20 protein-coding genes are annotated in these 22,919 nt (G+C 39.3%); 15 read left to right on the top strand and 5 right to left on the bottom strand.

Annotated elements, in window-relative coordinates; all coding sequences use genetic code 11:
* The 11 genes from QZ413_RS06685 to QZ413_RS06635 form a co-directional block, all read left to right on the top strand.
* Window positions 1-1,175 (top strand): amino acid permease (locus tag QZ413_RS06685; RefSeq protein WP_297077762.1); only part of this gene is annotated, 1,175 nt, incomplete at its 5' end.
* A gap of 141 nt (window positions 1,176-1,316) precedes the next feature.
* The gene (locus tag QZ413_RS06680) at window positions 1,317-1,538 is read left to right on the top strand and encodes a hypothetical protein (RefSeq protein WP_297077760.1); all 222 of its coding nucleotides are present in this window, start codon (window positions 1,317-1,319) and stop codon (window positions 1,536-1,538) included.
* 391 nt (window positions 1,539-1,929) lie between these two features.
* A complete protein-coding gene (locus QZ413_RS06675) occupies window positions 1,930-2,991 on the top strand; it encodes a 3-deoxy-7-phosphoheptulonate synthase (protein WP_297077766.1) in 1,062 nt (353 codons plus the stop codon).
* Window positions 2,992-3,287: 296 nt separating this feature from the next.
* Window positions 3,288-4,049, top strand: coding sequence for an amino acid ABC transporter permease (locus tag QZ413_RS06670; protein ID WP_297077758.1), 762 nt, complete (start codon window positions 3,288-3,290; stop codon window positions 4,047-4,049).
* The gene (locus QZ413_RS06665) at window positions 4,046-4,861 is read left to right on the top strand and encodes a transporter substrate-binding domain-containing protein (RefSeq protein ID WP_297077756.1); all 816 of its coding nucleotides are present in this window, start codon (window positions 4,046-4,048) and stop codon (window positions 4,859-4,861) included. The genes QZ413_RS06670 and QZ413_RS06665 overlap by 4 nt, the downstream gene beginning before the upstream one ends.
* A 15-nt stretch (window positions 4,862-4,876) precedes the next feature.
* Window positions 4,877-5,584 (top strand): amino acid ABC transporter permease, encoded by a 708-nt coding sequence (locus QZ413_RS06660; protein WP_297077753.1) that lies wholly within the window; start codon window positions 4,877-4,879, stop codon window positions 5,582-5,584.
* On the top strand, window positions 5,584-6,357 hold the full coding sequence (locus tag QZ413_RS06655) for an amino acid ABC transporter ATP-binding protein (protein ID WP_297077751.1): 774 nt from the start codon (window positions 5,584-5,586) through the stop codon (window positions 6,355-6,357). Before QZ413_RS06660 ends, QZ413_RS06655 begins: the two co-directional genes overlap by 1 nt.
* Window positions 6,354-7,580: a PLP-dependent aminotransferase family protein gene (locus tag QZ413_RS06650; RefSeq protein ID WP_297077749.1), complete on the top strand. Its 1,227-nt coding sequence runs from the start codon at window positions 6,354-6,356 to the stop codon at window positions 7,578-7,580. The genes QZ413_RS06655 and QZ413_RS06650 overlap by 4 nt, the downstream gene beginning before the upstream one ends.
* 13 nt (window positions 7,581-7,593) lie before the next feature.
* Entirely contained in the window at window positions 7,594-8,553 is a 960-nt protein-coding gene (locus QZ413_RS06645) for an NAD(P)-dependent oxidoreductase (protein ID WP_297077747.1), read from the top strand.
* A 12-nt stretch (window positions 8,554-8,565) separates the two neighbouring features.
* Window positions 8,566-9,324 carry an amino acid ABC transporter ATP-binding protein gene (locus QZ413_RS06640; RefSeq protein WP_297077745.1) on the top strand — a complete coding sequence of 253 codons (759 nt, stop codon included), beginning with the start codon at window positions 8,566-8,568 and terminating at the stop codon, window positions 9,322-9,324.
* 133 nt (window positions 9,325-9,457) lie between these two features.
* Window positions 9,458-9,922, top strand: a complete 465-nt coding sequence (locus QZ413_RS06635; protein WP_297077743.1) for an Lrp/AsnC family transcriptional regulator — start codon at window positions 9,458-9,460, stop codon at window positions 9,920-9,922.
* 38 nt (window positions 9,923-9,960) lie between these two features.
* On the opposite strand, the gene QZ413_RS06630 is transcribed toward QZ413_RS06635, so the two are convergent.
* The 3 genes from QZ413_RS06630 to queG form a co-directional block, all read right to left on the bottom strand.
* Entirely contained in the window at window positions 9,961-10,398 is a 438-nt protein-coding gene (locus tag QZ413_RS06630) for a DUF1093 domain-containing protein (RefSeq protein WP_297077741.1), read from the bottom strand.
* Between the two features lie 110 nt (window positions 10,399-10,508).
* Window positions 10,509-10,709, bottom strand: coding sequence for a hypothetical protein (locus tag QZ413_RS06625; protein ID WP_297077739.1), 201 nt, complete (start codon window positions 10,707-10,709; stop codon window positions 10,509-10,511).
* A gap of 52 nt (window positions 10,710-10,761) precedes the next feature.
* Window positions 10,762-11,916 (bottom strand): tRNA epoxyqueuosine(34) reductase QueG, encoded by a 1,155-nt coding sequence (gene queG, locus QZ413_RS06620; protein WP_297077737.1) that lies wholly within the window; start codon window positions 11,914-11,916, stop codon window positions 10,762-10,764.
* A 143-nt stretch (window positions 11,917-12,059) separates the two neighbouring features.
* Between queG and thrC the strand changes: the two genes are divergently transcribed.
* A complete protein-coding gene (thrC, locus tag QZ413_RS06615; protein WP_297077734.1) occupies window positions 12,060-13,544 on the top strand; it encodes a threonine synthase in 1,485 nt (494 codons plus the stop codon).
* A 92-nt stretch (window positions 13,545-13,636) separates the two neighbouring features.
* On the opposite strand, the gene QZ413_RS06610 is transcribed toward thrC, so the two are convergent.
* Both QZ413_RS06610 and QZ413_RS06605 read right to left on the bottom strand, forming a co-directional pair.
* Window positions 13,637-14,317 (bottom strand): YoaK family protein, encoded by a 681-nt coding sequence (locus QZ413_RS06610; protein ID WP_297077732.1) that lies wholly within the window; start codon window positions 14,315-14,317, stop codon window positions 13,637-13,639.
* Between the two features lie 124 nt (window positions 14,318-14,441).
* Entirely contained in the window at window positions 14,442-14,969 is a 528-nt protein-coding gene (locus tag QZ413_RS06605; protein WP_297077730.1) for a DUF308 domain-containing protein, read from the bottom strand.
* 216 nt (window positions 14,970-15,185) lie between these two features.
* On the opposite strand from QZ413_RS06605, the gene QZ413_RS06600 reads away from it, so the two are divergent.
* The 3 genes from QZ413_RS06600 (at window position 15,186) to QZ413_RS06590 (ending at window position 22,775) form a co-directional block, all read left to right on the top strand.
* Window positions 15,186-18,740 carry a PD-(D/E)XK nuclease family protein gene (locus QZ413_RS06600; protein WP_297077729.1) on the top strand — a complete coding sequence of 1,185 codons (3,555 nt, stop codon included), beginning with the start codon at window positions 15,186-15,188 and terminating at the stop codon, window positions 18,738-18,740.
* Window positions 18,733-22,380, top strand: coding sequence for a helicase-exonuclease AddAB subunit AddA (gene addA, locus QZ413_RS06595; protein ID WP_297077727.1), 3,648 nt, complete (start codon window positions 18,733-18,735; stop codon window positions 22,378-22,380). The genes QZ413_RS06600 and addA overlap by 8 nt, the downstream gene beginning before the upstream one ends.
* A gap of 77 nt (window positions 22,381-22,457) precedes the next feature.
* Window positions 22,458-22,775 (top strand): helix-turn-helix domain-containing protein, encoded by a 318-nt coding sequence (locus QZ413_RS06590; protein ID WP_297077725.1) that lies wholly within the window; start codon window positions 22,458-22,460, stop codon window positions 22,773-22,775.
* Window positions 22,776-22,919: the final 144 nt, after the last annotated feature.

Genomic DNA, 22,919 nt, shown 5'->3' with positions numbered 1-22,919 from the left:
TGCTCTACATTCAGCCAAATTCTGGTTCATTTTCTCATTTCGCAAGCAATTATTTAGGCAAACCATATGGCTACATTACAGCATGGAGTAACGTATTTGAGTATTTAATTGTTGGAATGAGTGAAATTATTGCAGTCGGGGAATACATGAAATTTTGGTTTCCAGACTTGCCATCGTATATTCCAGGGATTATCGCGATTGCGACATTAGGACTTGCCAATTTGATTTCTGTAAAATTTTTTGGTGAATTAGAATTTTGGTTTTCATTTATCAAGGTCTTCACGATTATTTTAATGATCATTGCAGGTTTTGGGTTGATTTTCTTTGGTTTTGGTGATGGTGCGATTGGATTTTCAAATCTTTGGGCACATGGAGGTTTTTTCACTGGTGGATTTACAGGCTTTTTCTTTGCCTTATCGATCGTCGTGTCTTCGTATCAAGGGATCGAATTGCTCGGAATGACAGCCGGAGAAGCAGAAAATCCTCAATCGACGATTACAAAAGCGATCAAATCAACTGTTGGTCGAATTTTAGTTTTTTACGTCGGTGCGATTTTTGTCATTGTGACGGTCTATCCATGGAATGAATTGACCACACTGGGTTCACCTTTTGTTCAGATTTTTTCTAAAATCGGGATTACATTTGCTGCCGGACTGATCAACTTTGTCGTATTAACGGCTGCTTTATCTGGATGTAATTCAGGGATTTTTAGTTCAAGTCGGATGTTATATAGTATGAGCTTGCGTGGAGAAATGCCAAAATCCTTTAGTAAATTAACAGCTCACGGTGTCCCATTGTTTCCAGTAGTGACAATGTCTGCAGGTATTTTGATTGGGTTTGTCTTAAATGAATTGCTACCATTTGTATTGCCAAGCGTCAATAATTTATTTATTGTCGTATATAGTTCAAGTGTACTTCCAGGGATGATTCCTTGGATCGTTATCTTATTAAGTCAGATCAAATTCAGAGCACAACACCAAGACTTGATGGAGGATCATCCGTTTAAGATGCCATTTTCGCCTTATAGTAATTATTTGACGTTAGGATTTTTAGCGATCGTGTTGATTTTTATGTTTATCAATCCTGAAACAAGAGTGTCTTTAATAGTGGGGATCATCTTTTTGATTCTTGTACGTATCGATTATTACCGACGATTTGAGCGTAAAATGCGATAAAGAAAAAAAGTTGTGATAGAAGTGAACAGCTTTAAGAAATAAGCCATTTATTTGATTTTTAGGGGATGTGATCAATTTTTGTCACATCCTTTTTTTTTTGACATCAAATCGAGTATAATAAACAAAAAAGGAGTGATTTTAATGGATTGGCAAACGATCATGAAAAAACGTGCAGAGCGTAAAGCACGTAAAAAAGCGATGTTAAGACAAAAAAATGCTCAGCTTCGTGCACAAGGAAAAGATCCGTTAAAAGGCTGGGGGACTATGGTCGATAGTGGATATGGCGGGATAAATAACGGTACTAGTAAATTGGATACAAAGCCCTTTTTACTAGAAGAACAACGAAGAATCCGAAAAAAATAGAGCCAGAGAACAAATCAGTGAAGGTAGACTATTGGTTTAGATGACCGGTTTTTAGCGCTCGTGAGCAAAAGCTAAATCTAAAATAGCCGACAACCGGCAGAACAAAAAATAGTAGAAAAAAGATTGACGCTAAAAATTGCTTATGGTATATTCTCTATAACGTTTTGACGTTACCGAAATAACCGAGTAGATTGGTCAATCCCTCTATCAGAAAGTCGATGGTTGCTGTGAATCGATGAAATTGACAAATTGAATTACATTAAAGTAGGTTACAATTGCATAGAGTCAGAGTGGAAAACGAATCGTTTTCAATTAAGGTGGTACCGCGGAATAAACTTTCGCCCTTAGCATTAGGCTAAGGGCGTTTTTTTATACTCTTTAATTGAATGACATTAGAACTGGGAATCAAGAAAGGAAGAAAAATATGAGTTTTGAAGCATTAAGTAGTCGCATTAATTTAGAATTAGTCAAAAACACTTCTACCCTAACGGCGGAACAGACCGCGTATAAACAAGCACGCGATATAGAATTAGCCAATATCATCAAAGGGGACGATCCACGCTTTTTACTCGTTATGGGTCCTTGTTCAGCAGATAATGAATTGGCAGTGATGGAGTACGCGAAACGTTTGTCACAATTACAAGAACAAGTCAAAGATAAGGTCTTTATCGTGCAACGAGTCTACACCAATAAACCTCGAACAAATGGGGATGGCTATAAAGGTCTATTGTACCAAAAATCACCCGAAGAAGAAGTCGATTTGATCCAAGGACTTGTTTCTGTACGTAAGATTCACCGTCGTGTATTGACTGAAACTGGATTAACGACAGCAGATGAAATGTTGTATCCTGAAAATTTTGAAGTGGTGTCAGATTTAGTTAGTTATCATGCTGTCGGTGCGCGTTCAGTAGAAGATCAACAACATCGTTTTGTAGCAAGTGGAATCGATGCGCCAGTTGGCTTGAAAAATCCAACAAGTGGGAATTTGTCGATCGCTTTTAATGCGCTACACGCGGCACAACGCCAACAATCATTTATCTATAACGGGATGGAAGTGTTGACAAGTGCCAATCCACTTGCGCATTTGATCTTGCGTGGTGGCGTCAATGAGTTTGGTAAAGTGATTCCAAACTATCATTATGAAGATTTACTGCAAGCGGCGAACCTTTACGAAAAAGAAGCCTTCCATAATCCGATGGTGATGGTTGATACAAACCATGACAACTCGGGTAAACAATATTTAGAACAAGTTCGGATCACCAAAGAAATTCTTTCGAGCCGTAAATGGAACGATAAAATCGCTAAGACTGTTCGTGGGTTGATGATTGAAAGCTATTTAGAAGATGGCCGTAATGAACCAGGGCAACAAGCTTTTGGCCAATCGATCACGGATCCATGTTTAGGTTTTGAAAAAACTAAAGAATTAGTAGAATACATCTATAAAGAAGTTTAAATCCAAAGGAGACTGTGATAAAAGTTGGTCACAGCCTCTTTTTTTGTATGTATTGATTGATTTAGTCTTCAAAAAAAGTAGCACAAGCATGTATTCGACTAAACGAGAGCGCTAGGTTGTAAAAGACCGCGCTTTTTTTTATGTCTAAAAAGAGCGTTCTCATTTTTGTTTTCATAGTGAGAAGGATTCTTTTGCCTAATTATTAGATTTTGATGATAAAAAACGTATTAAATTAAAATTAGATGAGTTAAAGTAGGAACAAGCCAAAGAGGAGACAACCAAAAGGAGGATCTGTTATGACACAATTTTTTCAACCGCAATTAATCGTTCAGTATTTTCCCAAAATTTTAAGTGCACTACCTGTAACACTAGGAATCGTGCTAATGGCTACAGGCATCGGTTTAGTACTAGGTGCGCTGATTGCATTTAGTCGCATCGAAAAAGTTCCTATACTCGCACAAATAAGTACCGTATTTGTTTCATTTATCCGTGGAACACCGATCTTAGTACAACTATATATCGTCTATTACGGGATTCCGGCACTTTTACAAGCGACAGGACTTGATATCTCCAACTGGAATAAGCTGATTTTTATTTACATCACATATGGATTAAATACTGCAGCCTTCCAATCGGAAACGATTCGCGCAGCAATATTAAGTATCCCGGAGCATCAAAAAGAAGCGGCCATTGCATGTGGGTTATCGCGGAACCAATTTTACCGTAAAATTTTGTTCCCGCAAATGTTAAAAATCGCACTTCCTTCTTTTGGGACAACGACAATTGCCTTATTACAAGATACCTCATTAGCTTTTACGATTGGTTTGATCGATGTAGTCGGAAAGGCAAAAGCGATCGGAGCAGTCACTTATCATACATTAGAAGGATATATTGGAGCGGCGATTATTTTTATCGTACTTAGTATCGTACTCGAACAAGTTTTCCAAGTATTAGAAAAAACAGTGCAATACGAACGAACCGTACAATTGGCAAAACCACGTATTTTATTTTTCAAAAAAAATTCCCTATCGACAGGGTATAAAGGAGAAAATATATGAAAAAACAATTGAAATGGATCATGATGACGGTCGCAGTAATTGGATTGAGTGCAACGTTAGCTGGATGTAAATCAGAAAGTAAAACAGCCAAAGCCGATGCGAATCAAACGATTAAAGTAGGAACAGGAAACGATGCCTTGCCTTATGCTTATTTGGATGAAAATGGTGAGTACGATGGCTATGATGTCGCAGTTGTCAAAGCGATCGCAGAAAAATTACCAGAGTATACTTTTGTTTTTGAAGGCGCCGATTTTCCAACGACCCTGTCGAATCTAGAAAGTGACAAGGTCACGATGGCTGCTTATGAATATGAAATGAATGACGAACGAAAAGAAAAATTCGTTTATGGTGATGTAGGATATGTCACATGGGATACGTATATCGTCTATGATGCCGATAAAAAAGAACCCTACCAAACGTTTGAGGATTTGAAAGGGAAAAAAGTCTATGTGACAACAGCGACCAATCAAGCAGCGATGGCTGAAAATTATCTAAAAGAACATCCTAATGCGTTTACACTCGTTTATGGTGAGTACAATAATGAGCAGATCGTTCAAGCGCTAACTTCAGGAGCAGTGGATGCCACGCTCGCACCTAAATATCAAGTCGATAACTATAATCGCACTTTCGATACAAATCTAAAAATCGGCGATCAACCAGTCCACAATTCGGATGCTTATCTTTTATTCAATAAAAAAACCGATCCAGCATTCATCAAAAAGGTCAACACCGCTTTAGCTGAGTTGAAAAAAGAAGGGACATTAAAAACTTTATCTGAAAAGTATCTTAAAGGAGATTATGTCAGTAAATAGAAAGCAGGGATGAAAATGAGTTTTCATATTGATATCATGTTGCAAACATTGCTGGTTGCGAGTCGTTATATTTGGATCACGTTGTGGATGTCTGGATCGTCTTTAGTGATTGGTAGCTTATTGGGACTTGGGATCGCACTTATTCGTTATTTAAAGATCCCGCTTTTTTCTCAGCTATTTCAATGGACCATGCCCATCTTCAAAGGAATCCCAATCGTTTTATTGATCTTAGGAGTTTATCTAATTGCTTCTAAAACATTTGATAATGTGGCTCAATCCATGCATTGGTCTTTACGTTTTAAAAACTTTCCGTTAATTACAATCGTGATTTTTGCCCTTAGCTTTATGGCGATGATTAATAGTAGTGAAATTTTCCGTGGCGTGTTCCAAGGTGTCAAAAAAGGACAACTAGATGCTGCTCGTTCACTGGGGATGAACAGAGGTCAGATGATTCGTCGTGTCTTGCTTCCCCAAGCCTTTCCAACAGCGATTCCAATGTTGAGTAATTTATTTATCCAAATTATTAAAGCGTCAGCATTAGCTTCTATGGTTAGTGTAGTCGATGTGTTTTCAGCAGCTAAAATCACTGCTCAACAAAATTATCGTTTTTTAGAAGCCTATATTGCCGTAGCGATCGTGTATTGGAGCTTGAGTCTTGTGATTGAACAAGCGACAAAAGGCTATGAGAAAATCCAACATAAAAAATTTAGGAGGACTGTTTGATGAGCTATATCGAAATTCGCCAACTTAAAAAATCATTTCGTAAACACGTCGTATTGGATGGTCTTGATCTTGATATTGAAGAAGGGAGTGTCATTGTCTTACTAGGACCAAGTGGATCGGGGAAAACGACTTTTCTACGTTGTTTGAATTTTTTAGAACAACCAGAATCAGGCACGATCAAACTAGATCAAATGCAAGTCGACAGCGCGCGATTAACTAAAAAAGTGCGTGTAGCCTACCAAAAGCAGACTGCGATGGTTTTTCAACATTATGCTTTATTTCGCAATCAAAATGCTTTAGAAAATATTGCACTGCCACTAATGGCAGCACAAGGCTATACCAAAGAGGAAGCTTTCAGCCGCGCAGCTGAATTGCTCGATCAGGTAGGATTACGTGAGCGTGCACAATTTTATCCTAGTGCATTATCTGGAGGACAGCAACAACGAATCGGGATCGCACGTGCGTTGGCTTTAGCACCAAAACTCATGTTATTTGATGAACCGACAAGCGCGTTAGATCCCGAATTAGTCCAACAAGTCTTGCTCGTGTTGAAAGAGATCGCTAAACAAAAGCAAACAATGGTCATTGTGACCCATGAAATGCGTTTTGCTTATGAAGTGGCCGATCATATCGTATTTATGGAACACGGTAAAATTGTAGAACAAGGGCCACCCAAGCACTTTTTCCATCATCCAAAACAAGAACGAACACAAGCCTTTATTGCGAAATTTAGAGAACAATTACCCTTAGACGAAATGGAGGAAGCGATATGAACTATTCATTTGCCAACCGTATTGAAACATTAACAGGATCTGTATTACGTGAAAATGCAAAAAAACGTCAAACAAATACACAACTTATTTCGTTTGCATATGGCTATCCATCGGTTCAAGCGTTTCCGATGGAGACTTTAGGCAAAATATCAGAAAAACTGTATACGAAAATCGATCCCGAAACCTTTTTGCAATACGGGGCTACAGAAGGGGATGGCCGATTGCGCCAATTGATTGCTGCTCGTTTGCGAAATACGGTCGACATCCAAGTAAAAGAAGATCCTTTGATCGTTTCAGGTTCGACACAAGCCATCGATTTGGTTATCAAAACATTATGTAATGAAGGCGATATCGTGTTGTGTGAAGCCCAAACCTTTTCAGGTGCTGTCAATGCAATCAAAAGCTATGGTGCAATTCCTAAAGCGATTCCTTTTGATGTTGAGGAACAATCGATGGATCTTGCTTATTTAGAAAAAACCTTAGCACAAGATCATGAACACAAAATCAAGTTGATCTATGTCATCCCAACTTTTCAAAATCCTTTAGGAACATCGATGCCGTTAGAACGTCGTCAAGCGCTCTATGCGCTGGCGTGTCAATATGATGTGTTGATTTTAGAAGATGATCCATATGGCGATTTGCTTTATACAGGAAAAGCGATTCCCAAAATAAAGAGTTTGGATGACGAGGAGCGTGTGATTTACGCTGGCTCATTTTCAAAGATCTTAGCACCAAGTACCCGTCTAGGATTTATTGTGGCACCCACACCAATCTTTGATAAATTGGTTCTAGTCAAACAAACGACAGATTCGCACACAAATTTTTATTGGCAAGTCATGCTTGCTGAATTTATGCAATATTATGCATTTGAAGCGCATGTAGAAACATTAAAGCAACTTTATGCACGCCAAGCAAAATTGATGATGAGTGGGTTACAAGCGTGTCCAAGTGACTTATTGACCGTTATTGAACCAACAGGTGGATATTTTATTTGTTGCCATCTGACTGAACAAGTCGATCCACTTCGTTTTTATGATTATCTTGAAACACATGGATTAGCCATTATCCATGGCAATATCATGAGTGTTTCAGGTAAAGGATATGATCGTTATTTCCGCTTGAATTTTACAAAACCGAGTCCTAAAGAAATCCAACAAGGCTGCCGTATCATACAAAATGCTTTAATCGATGCAAGTGTATATACGCAACCAGTCAGCGTTTAGAAAGGAGAAGCCAATGAGGATTATTTATTATGGCGTGCAGCCAGAAGAGGAAAGTACCATCCATCAATGGGCATTTCGCTATCAGATTCGTGTCACGATCGTTCATGAAGCGATCGATACCGTCAATGTCCATCTAGCAAAGCATCATCAAGGTGTATGTTTGTTTCCAAGCCAAGTGATGCGTACGTCAGAAGAGATCTATCGAATTTTGGCTGCTTATCAGATTCAAACGATCGCCATCAAATCGACAGGAGTTGAAAGCGTGAATTTTGAATGGGCAAAAAAATATGGCTTAACGATCACGAACGTACCTGCATATAGTCCAACTTCTGTAGGTCATTATGCTGTGATGGCGATCTTGATGGGACTACGGAACGTACCACAAATTATCCAACACTATAAGATGCCAGCAGGTAAGGAAATGAGTGAAGTCACGATAGGATTAGTTGGGATGGGGCGGATCGGGAAAGTCGTAGCAAAAAATTGCCAAGCACTTGGAGCCAAAGTGATTGCGACCACAAGGAATAAGCAGTTTGGAACTTACGAGGGAATCGAGTATTGTTCGTTTACAACCTTGATCACGCAGGCAGACGTCATTTCCTTACATCTTCCCCAAACACAAGAGAGTTACCATTTGATTGATGAGCAAGTATTTGACCAACTAAAAAAAGATGTCGTATTCGTCAATACAGCCAGAGGCGCGATCATTGATACCAAGGCGATGCTGTTGTGGCTAAAGACAGCGCCATTTGCCTCAGTGATTTTAGACACAGTAGAAGATGAAGAGGAGTATCGCAGTAATTATACCGATAATCCTTGGTATCAGCGGCTATCGATTCATCCTCAAGTCATGATGACCCCGCATATTGCCTATCATACGAAACGTGCAGTGGATGAGATCGTTTGGACGGCATTGAGTAATACAATGGAGATCTTGACGACTGGAAAATCAGCCAATCAAGTGTTCTCATAAGGAGGAAACCAGATGATTAAAGCACAAGTAAAAGCCTTGAAAAAAAGTTTTGGCAAACAAGAAGTATTAAAAAATATCGATTTTACAATTCAAGAAGGTGAGGTTGTCTGTATAATTGGGCCAAGTGGCTCTGGTAAAACGACCTTTTTACGTTGCTTAAATGTATTAGAAGAACCCGATGAAGGATTGTATCAGTTAGGGGAAGTGCAATATGATTTTGCCAGAATGGGGAAAAAGCAAGCTCGTGAAATTGCACAACACACCGCGATGGTCTTTCAATCTTACGAGTTGTTTGAGCATCTGACCGTTTTAGAAAATATTATGGAAGGATTACGCACAGTACAAAAAATTCCGAAAAAACAAGCACACAAACTGGCATTAGAAAATTTGGCTAAAGTGGGATTAAGCGATAAACAACATGCCTATCCCATCCAGCTATCCGGTGGTCAACAACAGCGAATCGGCATCGCGCGTGCGATGGCTTTATCTCCTGAATTATTATTATTTGATGAACCAACCAGTGCTCTAGATCCAGAATTAGTTGAGGAGGTCTTACAAGTCATGCGTGAATTAGCGCAACAAGGGCAAACCATGGTGATTGTGACTCATGAAATGCAGTTTGCTCAAGAAGTAGCCGATCAGGTTGTATTTATGGCAGATGGACTCGTGATTGAAAGTGGGTCGGCTACAACTTTATTTCAATCACCTCAACAAGAACGAACACAGCATTTCTTAGCACAACTTAGATTTCAAGAACTTCAGCTGACCTAAATGAGGGTCAGTTTTTTTGTGTTTACATAATAAAGTTATCGTAAGTGTTATAAAATCTAACATGTAAAGGGAGGTCTAGCTTGCATCTTCTGCCTAAGCTCGTTAAAATAGAAAAAAAGGTGAGGTGTAGCGGATGGATGCAATTGATCAAAATATTTTAAATATTCTACAAAAAAATGCACGAGAGACAGTAAAGCAAATGGCCGAAGAGTGTTTTATTTCGTCACCATCAGTATCTGTGCGTTTGCAAAATTTAGAAAGCCAAGGATATATCAGTTCTTATCAAGCGATACTGGACTATCAAAAAATTGGATTTGCTATTAAAGCGTATATCCATTGTGCAGTGAATGCCAAAGATAAGGAATCTTTTTATGGATTTATCGAAGACGTTCCCAATGTAGTAGAGTGTGATTGTATTACGGGAGATTTTTCGATGATGTTAAAAGTATATTTCACCAACACGGTCGAACTCGATGAATTTATTAATCAGTTGCAACGCTTTGGCGATACCAAAACGAATGTGGTCTTTTCGACTAGAGTTGCTGCTCGAGGGCTACAATTAGAGCATGATGAACTTTCAGATAAAAAAAATAAATAATCCGTAACTTGCCTTCTATTACTTATCTAGAAGGCAAGTTACGGATTATTTGCGGTCCATTTTAGATGTTGTTGGTGTTGCAATTGATTTAATTCTAATTGTGCTAAAATCGTCGTTGGTACTTTAGATAGCTCGATTGGTTTAGGTGTTCCAATCAGGTGACCAAATAAAATAAAGGCACGGATATACGTTTTTGGGGCTAGTGGGATAACCGTTTCTCCGGATCGTTCGTATGTGATTTGTTGAGTATGTTTTTGGTTATCTACTGCAGTTAAGTGATAGGTGTAGGTATATGAATCCAAAATCGGATTTCCTTGGTCGTCTAAAGTATGTAATTTCAAAGGGATCTGTTCAGGAACGGCTGCGTAGACGACAAACGAATGATACACGTCAAGTACTTCACGAGAGAGGGTTTGGTGAAAATAAGCCACAGCACCGATGAACAAGATACAAAAACATGCAATAAATTTCTTCATACGCGTGAACATCCTTTCGTTTAGTATGTCTCTACTATACGAAAAAATAACAAAAAAATTCCATCGAAATGCGTAACATTTCTGTCACACTAAACGATGGAAGGCAAGACTTAATCAATAAAGCATTTAAATTGCGTGATGTGTTCAACTAAAGGTTTTTGGTTGTGGGTAAATTCAATCTGGATCAATTGTTCGCCTAAAGCCTTGACGCTGGCAATTTTGTTTCCATATTGATCTTTTAGTGATTGGCTCGCTTTTAATGTGTGTAACAAATGATTGATCGTTTGTTCAACTTCTTGCGCTGCGGACATGTCCATTCCTCCTTTATGTTAACTTTATCATACCAAAATTAGCAAAATATGACTATGATTTACTGCGTCTTTTAGGTCGTTTTAAACGAGCGATCGTTTCTGTCAGCTCTGCTAACACCATCTCATCTTGCTCTTTTTCTAACAACTCTTCAAATAATAAAATCGTTTCTTCTGGATAACGTTTTGTTAATTCCCCAATGGCCCAAACGGCAGTTGCCCGAATCACCGGACGAGGATCTTTTAAGCATTGCATGATTTCAGGTAGATGCTCTTTTGCACCTAGGTTTGCTAATGCCATAAGCGCATTGCGCTGGAGTGGTTTTTTTCCGCGCCATGATCCAGCTAAGTGTCCGAATTGTTCTTTAAATTCTCGGTTAGATAACTGCAACATCGGGACTAGTTTTGGAAAAGCTTCTTCTTGTTTTGGCTCCATCTCAGCATGAAAATGAAAATCTTTGCCTTTATTATAAGGGCAAACCAATTGACAGATATCACAACCATAGATGATATTGCGGATTTTTTTTCGATATTCGATCGGCATCATGCCTTTTGTTTGTGTTTGATAGGATAAACATTTTTTGGCATTCATTTGTCCATTTCCTAATAGTGCTGTGGTCGGACACCCCGTGATACAACGTGTACAAGAACCACAACCATTTGGAATGGGCGTATCTGCTTCGAATTCTAAATTAGTGACGATCTCACCTAGATAAACGAAAGAACCGAATTCTTCAGTGATCAATAACCCGTTTTTTCCAATAAAGCCTAAGCCCGCTCGTTGTGCAACGGCGACATCGATGAACTCCCCAGTATCGACTTCGGCTTTAAAGCGTGGATCATCTTGTTGGGCTTCTTGTTTGATAAAGGCAATCAATTCATTGAGTCGACTTTTTAATACATCATGATAGTCGATTCCCCAAGAAGCACGTGCGAATTGTCCGCGCTTTTCTTTACGGTCAGGTTCTTCATGTAATTTAGTAGGGTAAGCAAGTGCGATCGAGATGATCGATTTAGGTTGATCAAATGTCAGTGATGGATCGATCCGCTCTTCGATATCTGGATGTTCAAAACCAGAAGTATGCCCAGCCTCTTTTTGTGCATATAACGATTCCCGATAGTCAGCAAAAGGCTCAGCAGTGGTAAAACCGATCTTATCGATGCCGATGCGTTTACTTTCGGCAATAATTCGTTCTTTTAGCGTATGCATAGTGATCTCTCCTTTAAGGTAATCATACCGAGAAAGCCGCAAATATTCAAAGAAATCTTGTTCTTTTTCAGAGAAAGTATAGTTTCTTTTCGCAATAAATGATAAACTAATGAAAATTACGAGAGAATGAAAAGAGGTCTGTTATGACAACAATCTACACGAGTACGCGTGGTGGACAACAACACGTTACAGCGTCACAAGCGATTTTACAAGGATTAGCTACAGATGGTGGGTTATTTGTACCTGAACATTTCCCACAAGTAAACTTAGACTTTGAACAATTAAAGGGACAATCGTATCAAGAGATCGCGCTATTGATCATGAAAGCTTTTTATAGTGATTTTTCAGAAGCTGAATTAAAAGCGTGTATCAAAGCGGCTTACGACGATAAATTTGATACCGACGTTATTGCACCTGTAAAAAAAGTGGGGACGGAGTATTATTTAGAATTATTCCATGGTCCGACATTAGCCTTTAAAGATATGGCGTTATCGATCTTACCTTACTTGATGACGACTGCGGCAAAGAAAAATCAGTCGACAAATGAATTAGTGATTTTAACGGCCACTTCTGGAGATACAGGAAAAGCGGCAATGGAAGGGTTTGCGGATGTCGAGAATACGAAAATTATTGTATTTTATCCTAAAGAAGGCGTCAGTAAGATTCAAGAACAGCAAATGCGCACTCAAAAAGGCGACAATACGTTTGTTGTCGCAGTCGAAGGGAATTTCGACGATGCGCAAACACGCGTGAAAGAGATGTTTAATGATCTTGCGTTACGTCAAACATTGGCATCACATCAAAAACAATTCTCATCAGCAAATTCAATCAATATCGGGCGTTTGATCCCACAAGTCGTCTATTATGTATATGCTTATGCACAATTGATACACCAACAAGAACTGACCAACGGGCAAACACTGGATGTCAGTGTACCGACTGGAAATTTTGGAAATATTTTAGCGGCTTACTATGCGAAAAAACTGGGTGTGCCGATTGGAAAATTGATTTGTGCATCCAATCAAAACAACGTGCTAACAGATTTCTTCACGAGTGGCACGTATGATCGAAATCGTGAATTTTACGTCACGAGCTCGCCTTCGATGGATATTTTGATTTCAAGTAATTTGGAACGTTTATTGTACGAAGTTTCAGGACAAAATACCGACACGACAAGCTACTTGATGGAAGAACTTACGACGAAAGGAAGTTATGAATTAGAGGTCGCTTTACGTGAAGGATTAAGTGACTTTTTAGTGGCATATGCCACGGATGAACAAACGCAATTGGCGATCAAACAAGTTTTTGATCGTGAAGGATATGTGATCGATCCACATACAGCGGTAGCCAAACATGCACTAGACCAAATGACGCAACTTTCAGATCCTGCCTTGATCGTATCGACGGCAAGTCCATATAAATTCCCTGAATCTGTGGTACGTGCCTTTGATGAAGTCAAACATGTTGAAAATGAATTTGGGTGGGTAACTGCTCTGTATGAAGAAACAAAGCTGACGGTTCCGCCGGCTGTAAAAACATTATTTGAATCCCCTATTTTACACGATCGTACCATCCCAGTAGATGAGATGTTGCCTTGTGTGAAAGAGATTTTAAATATCAATGAATAACCAAACGAAGCTGTAGCAAAAGTGGACAGCTTTAAAAAAATGAGCCAAATAACTACCGGTTTCGGTAATTATTTGGCTCATTTTGTTAGGTGTTACGCAGAGTAATCACTGCGGTAATACCGTAAGACTAAAATCGTTTGACTGATCGACAAATATAAAAATAAAGCTGAGATGATCAAAATCGATTTTTCAGCAAATACGCGATAACTAATCCCCAACACGACGGCGCCAATCAAAAAAGCAACGACGACTAACGTAAAATGGATAAACGTACCTAAAGCCTGTTTATCTCGTGTCAACAGATAATCGTAAAGACCAGCAGCCATGCCTTTTAAATTTCCCGTAGTAAATAAGCTCGTATAGACACGACCATTGATCTTGTCAAATGAGATCCACTGAGCGGCAGTAATAAAGGAAATCGCAATGGTCACTAACGTTGTATGCTCGTGGATAAACGATAGACTGAATAAGAAAAAGAGTAGTGTTTCTGCATAAAGAATGATCAAACGCCAAAATGGCCAACTGCGTTTGCGGAAATAATGCATCAAAGCTTTCCCAAAAAAAATGCCTAAAAAGAAAAAAAGTGTCGAAAGAAATTTTTTCCAAACACTTCCCCATTGACCATCTATCGTTTGCATGATTGCTAAGATTAAATTTCCGGTTTGAGCAGAAGCGAAAGAATCGTAATGCATATACGTATATAGATCGACCGCACCACCGATAAAGGCAAGGATCAACCCTACCGAGCGAAACTCATGAATGTCTTTTTGCACATCTTCACCTACATATTCTATGATTTTGCTAACACTATAACAAATATTCTGAAAATTTCAATAAAAATGAAAAAATCATCATAAAAAAAGAGGCTATGACAATCATCTGTCACAGCCTTAATGTTTAACGTGAACGTAGAGAAGTGATCAAGGTTTCAATACCTGATAAAATGATCACAACACCTGCTAGTTGTAGCGCAAGTAAGATACTTTTGAAGGGATTGAATAAAAGTAACAATCCGACAATCAATAAACATAACCCAAACACTACTCGGGGCCAACGTGTACGATTGACCACGCGTACACCTTTAGGCTGTTGCATCAAATACACTAACCCTTGAATAATCAAAATAATCCCAAAGAAAATCGGGAAGATCGAGATAATTGGTTTTGACAAAACTAAAATGGCCAAAGCAGCGATGAGAAGCAATACACCACTTGTCACGCCAAATCCGACAAAACCAGTGTCTTTGCGCATGCGATATGTGGTCCATAAATTCATGATCCCCATGATTGCGACATAAGCGGCTAATACATACACCACTCCGTTAAAAAACTTTTTAGGTTCGATCAATAATAAAAAGCCGATAATAACATAAACGATCGTTCGAACCCAAGCGTAACGTTGCATATGATCTAAAAATTGTCTCATATAGATTCACCTCTTTTTTTATTGTCTCGTTGGACTTGTGTATAGTATAACATACTCTAAAAAAACCATATATTGAAAAGAATTTGATGCAAGAAGGATAACGTGTGAACTTCTCGAATTTTTCATGGAAAGGCCAAGAAAAAAAGTACGAATAATGGTAAAATGAACATATGTTTTGTTTTTTTAAAATTAATATAAAGAGAGGACGAGGAAACGATGACAGTACAATTTGTCTTAGGCGATGGTGTGTGTGATCACACAGAGACGTTAGTCCAAAAAGCAGACGAGTGGTTACAACAAGATGCCAACCATCGTGTCTTTTTTTTGGTCCCTAACTACAATAAATTTGAACGAGAAATCGAAATTTTACAAGCCTTGAAACAAGAAAGCGAGCAGACGCATTTTAGTAGTATGAAGACACAGATTTTTAGTTTCCAACGTCTGTCTTGGTATTACGCACAGCAAAGCGGACACTATCAAGCAGACACGATTACAGAAATCGGTGCTAAATTACTCATGCGTAAGGTGTTGACCAATCTAAAGGAACAATTGCACCTATTTCGTGGGGAGATCGATAAAGTAGGGTTTTTGACCCAATTACTCGAGTTGTATCAAGAATTTCAATTGAGTGGACTTACGACGGAACAATTACAGGAAATCGACACGACACAAATTACGTTAAAACGTGAATTGCAAACAAAATTAAGTGAATTGACGTTGATTTTTACAGCATATGAACAAGAACTCGTGCACCATCAAGTCACGCTCTATGATCCTCTACAATGGTTGATCCAGTATTTGAAAACACCAGAGGCGACTTTAGCAGCGCAATTAAAGCAAACGCTGTTTATTGTAACAGGGTTCTCATCTTTTCAAGCCAAAGAGTTCCAATTACTGACCCAACTCATGACACACAGTACGTTAACTGTAGATCTTATTTTGACGAATCGTCAGCAACATACCCAGGTGCTTGATTTATTCTATGATGCTGCTAGAACGTATACTCAGATTGCGACTTGGATGAACCAACACCAGCTGACGATCTTGCCTGATCATGTGATCGATACGCCGCTTGCGACAACACCGCGTAGCAAAGGACGCTTGGCACTGTCTGAATTTTGGGAGAGTACCCAGCAGATGCAAGGTGTAACGATCGATTCGGTAATGAGTGAATATGCAACGATTTGGCAAGTCGAAACACCAGAAGAAGAAGTCCGTCAAATCGGTCTAGAAATCAAGCGTTTGGTCAGTCGAGAACATAAACATCAGCTCCCGTTGACCTATAAAGATATTCAATTGTCTACGTTAGATCTAGCACTTTATGTTCCTTATATCGAACCGATTTTTAGTGAATTGGATATTCCATTTTATATCGATCAAGAAAAGTTAATTCGTCAGCATCCAATTGTTCAATTTTTAGCAACGTGGTTTGATTTAGATCGTTATTATTATCGCGAAACCGATATTTTTAATCTTTTAAAATCAGAACTGTTTATCCCAACAGACTATGATAAACCAATCGCTTCTTTTCGCGAATTGGTGGATCAAACAGAAAACATTAGTTTGGCTCATCATCTAAGCGGTACGTTATGGATCAGTAAAACGGACTGGGAGATCTACGCTTATGATCCTATCTTAGGACAACCGATCAGAGATGAAGCCTTAACGTTGAAGACAAATCAGTTGCGTCGCGCCTTTTACACACAATTGTATCAACCGTTAAGCAAATTAAAAAAAGCCCGTACGATGAAAGAAGCAATCACGTTGTTTTATCAGTTTTTATTGGAGCAACAAATTGATCAACAACTCATCCAGTGGCGCAATCAAGCAGTTTTACGTGGTCAATTAGATGAAGCGCGTAACCATGAACAAACATGGCAACATTTAATGGATATTCTAGATGAATTTGTGAATATCTATGACGAGGAAGCATTTGACTGGGAAGGATTTACTGTATTATTGATGAGCAGTTTAGAAAATTTGAGCTTCGGTAAAATTCCGACTTCACTAGATCAAGTGCAAATCAATCGTTTGGATTTAGCGCGTCCAAATCAAAGTAAAGTGACCTTTGCTTTAGGGTTAACAGAAACTGCTTTTCCACGTAAAGTCGAAAATCATACGTTATTAGATGTCACAGAACGCGAATGGTTAAATGAACAATTAGGTGAATTAGGCTATATTTATGACCGGGCAAAAGAAACACGTCAAAAAGAACCATACGTGGCCTATAGTTTATTTTTATCGAGTACGCAATTGTTGTATTTGACGTATCCAGCGACTTCTGAAACCGATCATACCTTGCAACCTTCACCATATCTCGCACGCTTTTTATCAAGTATGCCACAGCTACTCGTGAAAAAAGGATTGCTCACGTTGACTGCGGATCCTTTAGATTATGTCGGGTCATATCGAGGGGCGATCAGACAGATCAATCAGCTAACAAGGCAAGCGAAACAAGACGAACGTTCGCTACCGACTGCTTGGTCCCAACTACAGCGTAAAGTTAGACAAAGCAAATGGAATACATTGGCGCAACGCGTGTTTTTAAGTCAAGATGATCAGAACGTACCTGTTGCTCTAACGCAAGAACAAGCCCAACGATTATATGGGCGTGAAATGTATAGTTCGGTTTCACGTCTTGAAACCTTCCACGAATGTGAATATCGTTACTTTATGCAATATGGGCTACAGTTGAAAGAACGCGATATCTATGGGATTACACCTGCTGTTACCGGTGAATTTTTCCACGATGCACTTGATCGCTTTTTAAGTATTTTGATCAAAGAAAATATTAGTTTATCGAGTTTAACACCAGAAACTAGACGAGAATTCATGCAACAAGTCTTAAAAGAAATTTTTGGCGAAACACGCTATCAACTACTTAGTCGTTCGGCTCGGATGGACTTTTTGTTCCAACAATTAGGCAAAACGATCAACCGGGTCAGTTGGGCATTACACGAACAAAGCCAAAAAACCAAATTATCTCCAGTTCAAACAGAAGTATTATTTGGTCAAGTAGCGGCGAAAAAAGGAATCAAGGGATTAGAACTTGATTTAGCTAGCGGAGGTAAGCTGTACGTCAGAGGAAAAATCGATCGCATCGACCAAGTCGATGTCGACCAAAAAACGTATCTTTCTGTTGTCGACTACAAATCTAGTAAAAAAGAATTTGATCCGACTGAAGTTTACTATGGGCTAGCCATGCAACTGGTGACGTATTTAGATGTCGTCTTGCAAGATGCGGCACAGTTAGTAGGTAAGCGTGAAGTACAGCCAGCTGGGGCGTACTATGTAAAAATGCAAGATCCTTTGATAAGTGGAAGTACAGCGGAAGAAAAACGCGAAAGTGAACGGTTGAAGGCGTATAAATATTCTGGACTCTTTATTCAAGATCAGGCTTTATTTGCCGCTTACGACACAAGTTTGGTTAAAAGTCAGCATTCTGAAGTATTTCCCATTCGCAAAGACAAACATGATGACTACACTATGATTGCTCAAAGTAAAGACCGCTTTTATACGCCAAACGAAGTTGAGACATTAAGAGCGTATAATCGAGAAAAAATGCGTCATAGCGCCGATCGTTTGCAAAGTGGTGAGATTGCGTTAAATCCTAGTCTACGAGTGGAAAAACAAGCTAGAGCGTGTGAACATTGCCCATTTCGTAGTGTTTGCAAATTCGATGCGATGTTGCCAGAAAACCACTACCAAAAAATTGAAACCATACCAAAACAAGAAATATTGAAAAAAATGGAGGGTATTATTCATGAGTAAGATCCCCAATAAGCCAGAGGGTGCAATGTATACGGATCAACAATGGCAAGCGATCTTTGAGACGGGCCATCATGTATTGGTCTCGGCTTCTGCTGGTTCAGGAAAAACACGTATTTTAGTCCAACGCGTGATTGAGAAGATTAAACAAGGACATGCGATCGATGAATTGTTGATCGTGACCTTTACCGAAGCTGCTGCAAGAGAGATGAAGCAGCGGATCGAAGTTGCGCTAAAAGAATTGCTCCACACAGCAAGTGCTCAAGAACGTCAGTGGTTTTTAAAGCAGATCCAGTTGTTGCCGACAGCGATGATTTCAACGTTGCACGCATTTTGCTTACGTGTTATCCGTAAATATTATTACGTCCTGGATTTAGAACCTGGTTTTCGTTTGTTAACTGATGAAACGGAGCGCCTTCTTTTAAAAGAAGAAGTAATGGAAACGTTGATCGAAGAAGCTTACGAAGCAAAAACCCCAGAATTTTATGCCTTTGTCGAGAATTTTATGAGCGATCGATCGGATCAAATGCTAGGAGAATTATTGCTACAGTTGTACGAATTTTCTAGGGCCAATCCAGATCCTGTGGCTTGGTTAGATGCATTGCCAGACGCTTATAAAGTAGAAGAAGATATCACGAAAACGCCACTGTATCAAACGTGTATTAAAGTACAGATTGCAGAAAAATTAGGTGAAGCAAAACAACAGTTGCTCAAAGCGTATGCTTATGGTCAACAGTTAGACAAATTAGCACTTCTTTTGGAAACGGAACAACAACAAATTGCACGCTTGCTTGCGTATTTAGAACAAGATCAAATCGATCTACTCTATGAAGCGTTAACCAGTATTTCGTTTGATCGTTTTCCAAGTTATCGCAAGGCAGAAGACAAAGAGAGCGCACAATTGGTCAAACCTTTACGAGAACTCGCCAAGCAATTGGTACAAGAAGCAAGTGTCTTGCTACCTTATCCGCCTGAACAAATGCGTACGATTTTGGCGGCATCACAACCGATCGTAAAAGAAGCGGTACGCTTGGTCCATGAATTTATGGCACGCTATCAAAAAAGTAAACAACAAAAAAATATATTGGATTTCAACGATTTAGAACACTTAACACTGGCGATTTTACAAGTGAAAACGCCAGAATTAGATGTTCAAGCAGCATATCGTGACAGCATTCATGAAGTGTTGGTGGATGAATATCAAGATATCAATCGCTTGCAACAAGCAATCTTAGAGAGTGTGGCGACCCATCAACCAGGGAACCTTTTTATGGTAGGCGACGTCAAACAGTCGATTTACGCTTTTCGTTTAGCCGATCCAACATTATTTATTGAAAAATACGCTGCCTTTAAAGCGCATCAGATGGGGGAGAAAATCGATTTAAAGGAAAATTTCCGTTCACGTCAAGAAGTATTGGCGTTTACCAATTTGATCTTCGAACAATTGATGGACCAACGCGTGGGGCAAATCGACTATCAAGATGAAGCGCGTTTAGTGAGTGGAGCGACATATTATCCTGAAGGGAGTAACCAACAGCTCGTACCTGAATTATTGATTTATGAAAAGCAGACCACAGCAAAAGAAACGGTGATCAGCACGAAAACAGAAGGCGAGATTCATCTCGTGGCGCAAAAAATACGAGACTTGATCGAACAACGCTATCCGATCTTTGACCGTAAAACGGCCACATTGCGTCCACTTTCTTATCAAGATATCGTGTTACTGACGCCGACACGTAGTGCACATTTGACGATGATCGATATTTTTCAAGAATACCAGTTACCGCTTGCGATCAAAGATGCACAAAACTATTTCCAAGCAACCGAGATAAAAGTGATGTTAAGTTTGTTGCAGATCATCGACAATCCACTGCAAGATATCCCGCTAGTCAGCGTCTTGCGTTCGCCTATTGTCGGATTAAATGAATCGGAACTAGCAGATATTCGTTTAGAACATCCCGATTCGACCTTTTATCAAGCGGTAGTGTGCTATCCAGAAGAGCATGTGCTATTAAAACCGAAGCTGACGCGTTTTTTAGATCAATTGAACGCATGGCGCGAACTGGCAAAACGGCAACCGATCGCAACGGTCTTACAAGATATCTATGCTAAAACAGCATATCCAGATTATGTTTTAGGACTGCCTTCAGGTGAACAACGCTATGCCAACTTAATGGCCTTGGTCAATCGAGCGCAACGCTATGAAGAAACGAGTTTCCGAGGGCTCTATCCATTTATTCGGTTCATTGAGAAAATGCGTGAGAAAAACAAAGACCTGTCTCAGCCAGTCGCAAAAGTCCAAGAAGAATCGATCCAAGTGATGACGATCCATGCAAGTAAAGGATTAGAATTTCCAGTAGTTTTTGTGATGGATATGACCAAAGAAGTCAATACGCAAGATCTAGTAAAACCTTATTTGATGGACGAACACTTTGGCCTGGGCGTCAAGTGGATCGACGAGACACGTACGAGTTTTACGAGTTTGCCTTATCTGGCTATCCAACAAATCAAACTCGTTAAATTGTTATCAGAAGAAATGCGTAAATTATATGTTGCCTTGACGCGTGCAGAGCAAAAACTCTTTTTGGTGGGTTCGTATAAAACACAAGAAGAAGCGTTAGGTAAATGGTCAAAAGCATTGTCTCAAACAGAACAATTTTTAGATCCGCAACTGCGTCTATCGACTAAAGCGTCTTTGATGGACTGGATCGGAATGACATTAGTTCGACATCCTTTATTCGAACCTTTTTTAGACGAACTTCGTTTAAGAGGGAAGAAAATCAGCCATGATGGGCGATTTTCTTTTGCGTTTGTTGACAATGAAACACTGAATACACGTTATCAAGAAATGAAGGCTCAGTTAGCGCACGCACCACAACAGATCTTCACAACAACTGAATTTGGTGCATTATCAGATACGCTAGTGAAACGCCTCAATTATGTCTATCCCTATGAAAAAGCAACGAAGACATCTAGTTATCAGTCGGTATCAGAAATCAAGCGGCTATATAATGATCCAGACGAACAAGAATTGCAACTGTTAGATTGGAATGCACCGCAAGAAAAGGCCTATCGCCAAGTCGATACGTTTAGTCAACCAAAATTTTTAGCAAAAAAGGAAGTCAAAGCGACCGTTGTAGGACAAGCGACACATTATTTATTGCAGCAAGTTGATTTGACTAAAAAGCCCACTAAAGCTTCTTTAGAACAACAAAAGACAGCATTACTGGCAACGAAACAGTTTCCTAGTGAGATGGTGGCAGCCATTAATATCGATCATTTAGTATGGTTTTTTGATACACCATTAGGACAAGAATTGTTACAACAGCCACAACGAGTCTTTCGAGAACAACCTTTTTCGATGCTAAAAGCAGCAGCAGACATTTATCAAGATTTTGATGATCCGCATTCAGAATTGTTGATTCATGGCATTATCGATGGGTATATCGAATACGATGAATCGATTGTATTATATGATTTTAAAACCGACCACATTCGCTCAGGACAAACCGCGATGCAACTAGCTGAACGTTACCGAGGGCAATTGCGTCTATATAAACAAGCCTTGGAGCAGTCTTTAGGAAAAGAAGTAACCAAAACGTATTTGGTCTTGCTTTCTGAGCAAAACGTGCTATCCTTATGACGGACCAAAAGGATCAAGCGGCATTTCTTACAAATTGTAAGAGATATGGTAGACTATAGTCAAAGAGGTGAGACGAAATGGAAACAAAAAAAGTGAATTATACTCTTTGTCCAAGATTTGAAAAAGCCTTCTCGATTCTAGGGAAAAAATGGAACGGCTTGATTATTGACGTGTTATTAGAAGAGCATGGCCAACGTTTTGTGGAATTGTCAAAAACGATCCCGATGTTAAGTGATCGCGTGTTGGCGGAACGATTGAAAGAATTGGAAGAAGAACAAATCGTTCAAAAAAATGATCATTTGTATTCGTTGACCGAAAAAGGGATTGCATTGCATGAAAGTTTTGCTTCAGTTAAACGATGGAGCGAAGAATGGTGTACAATTGACGAAGCCTAGTTGCTTTTTTCACTCATTTTTAGTACACTGTCAGTAATTGGATAAAGAAAAAACGTTGACGGAAACGAGTAGTTTTGTCCCAGCTGAAAAGGGAGATTTGCCATAGACTGTAAGCAAATCCAGCATGGAAAAATGAAGTTCACT

The organism is uncultured Enterococcus sp. (assembly GCF_913775425.1).
GTDB lineage: Bacteria > Bacillota > Bacilli > Lactobacillales > Enterococcaceae > Enterococcus_G.
Note: the sequence above shows the minus strand (reverse complement) of the source record. Positions and strands in the feature narration are given on the sequence as shown.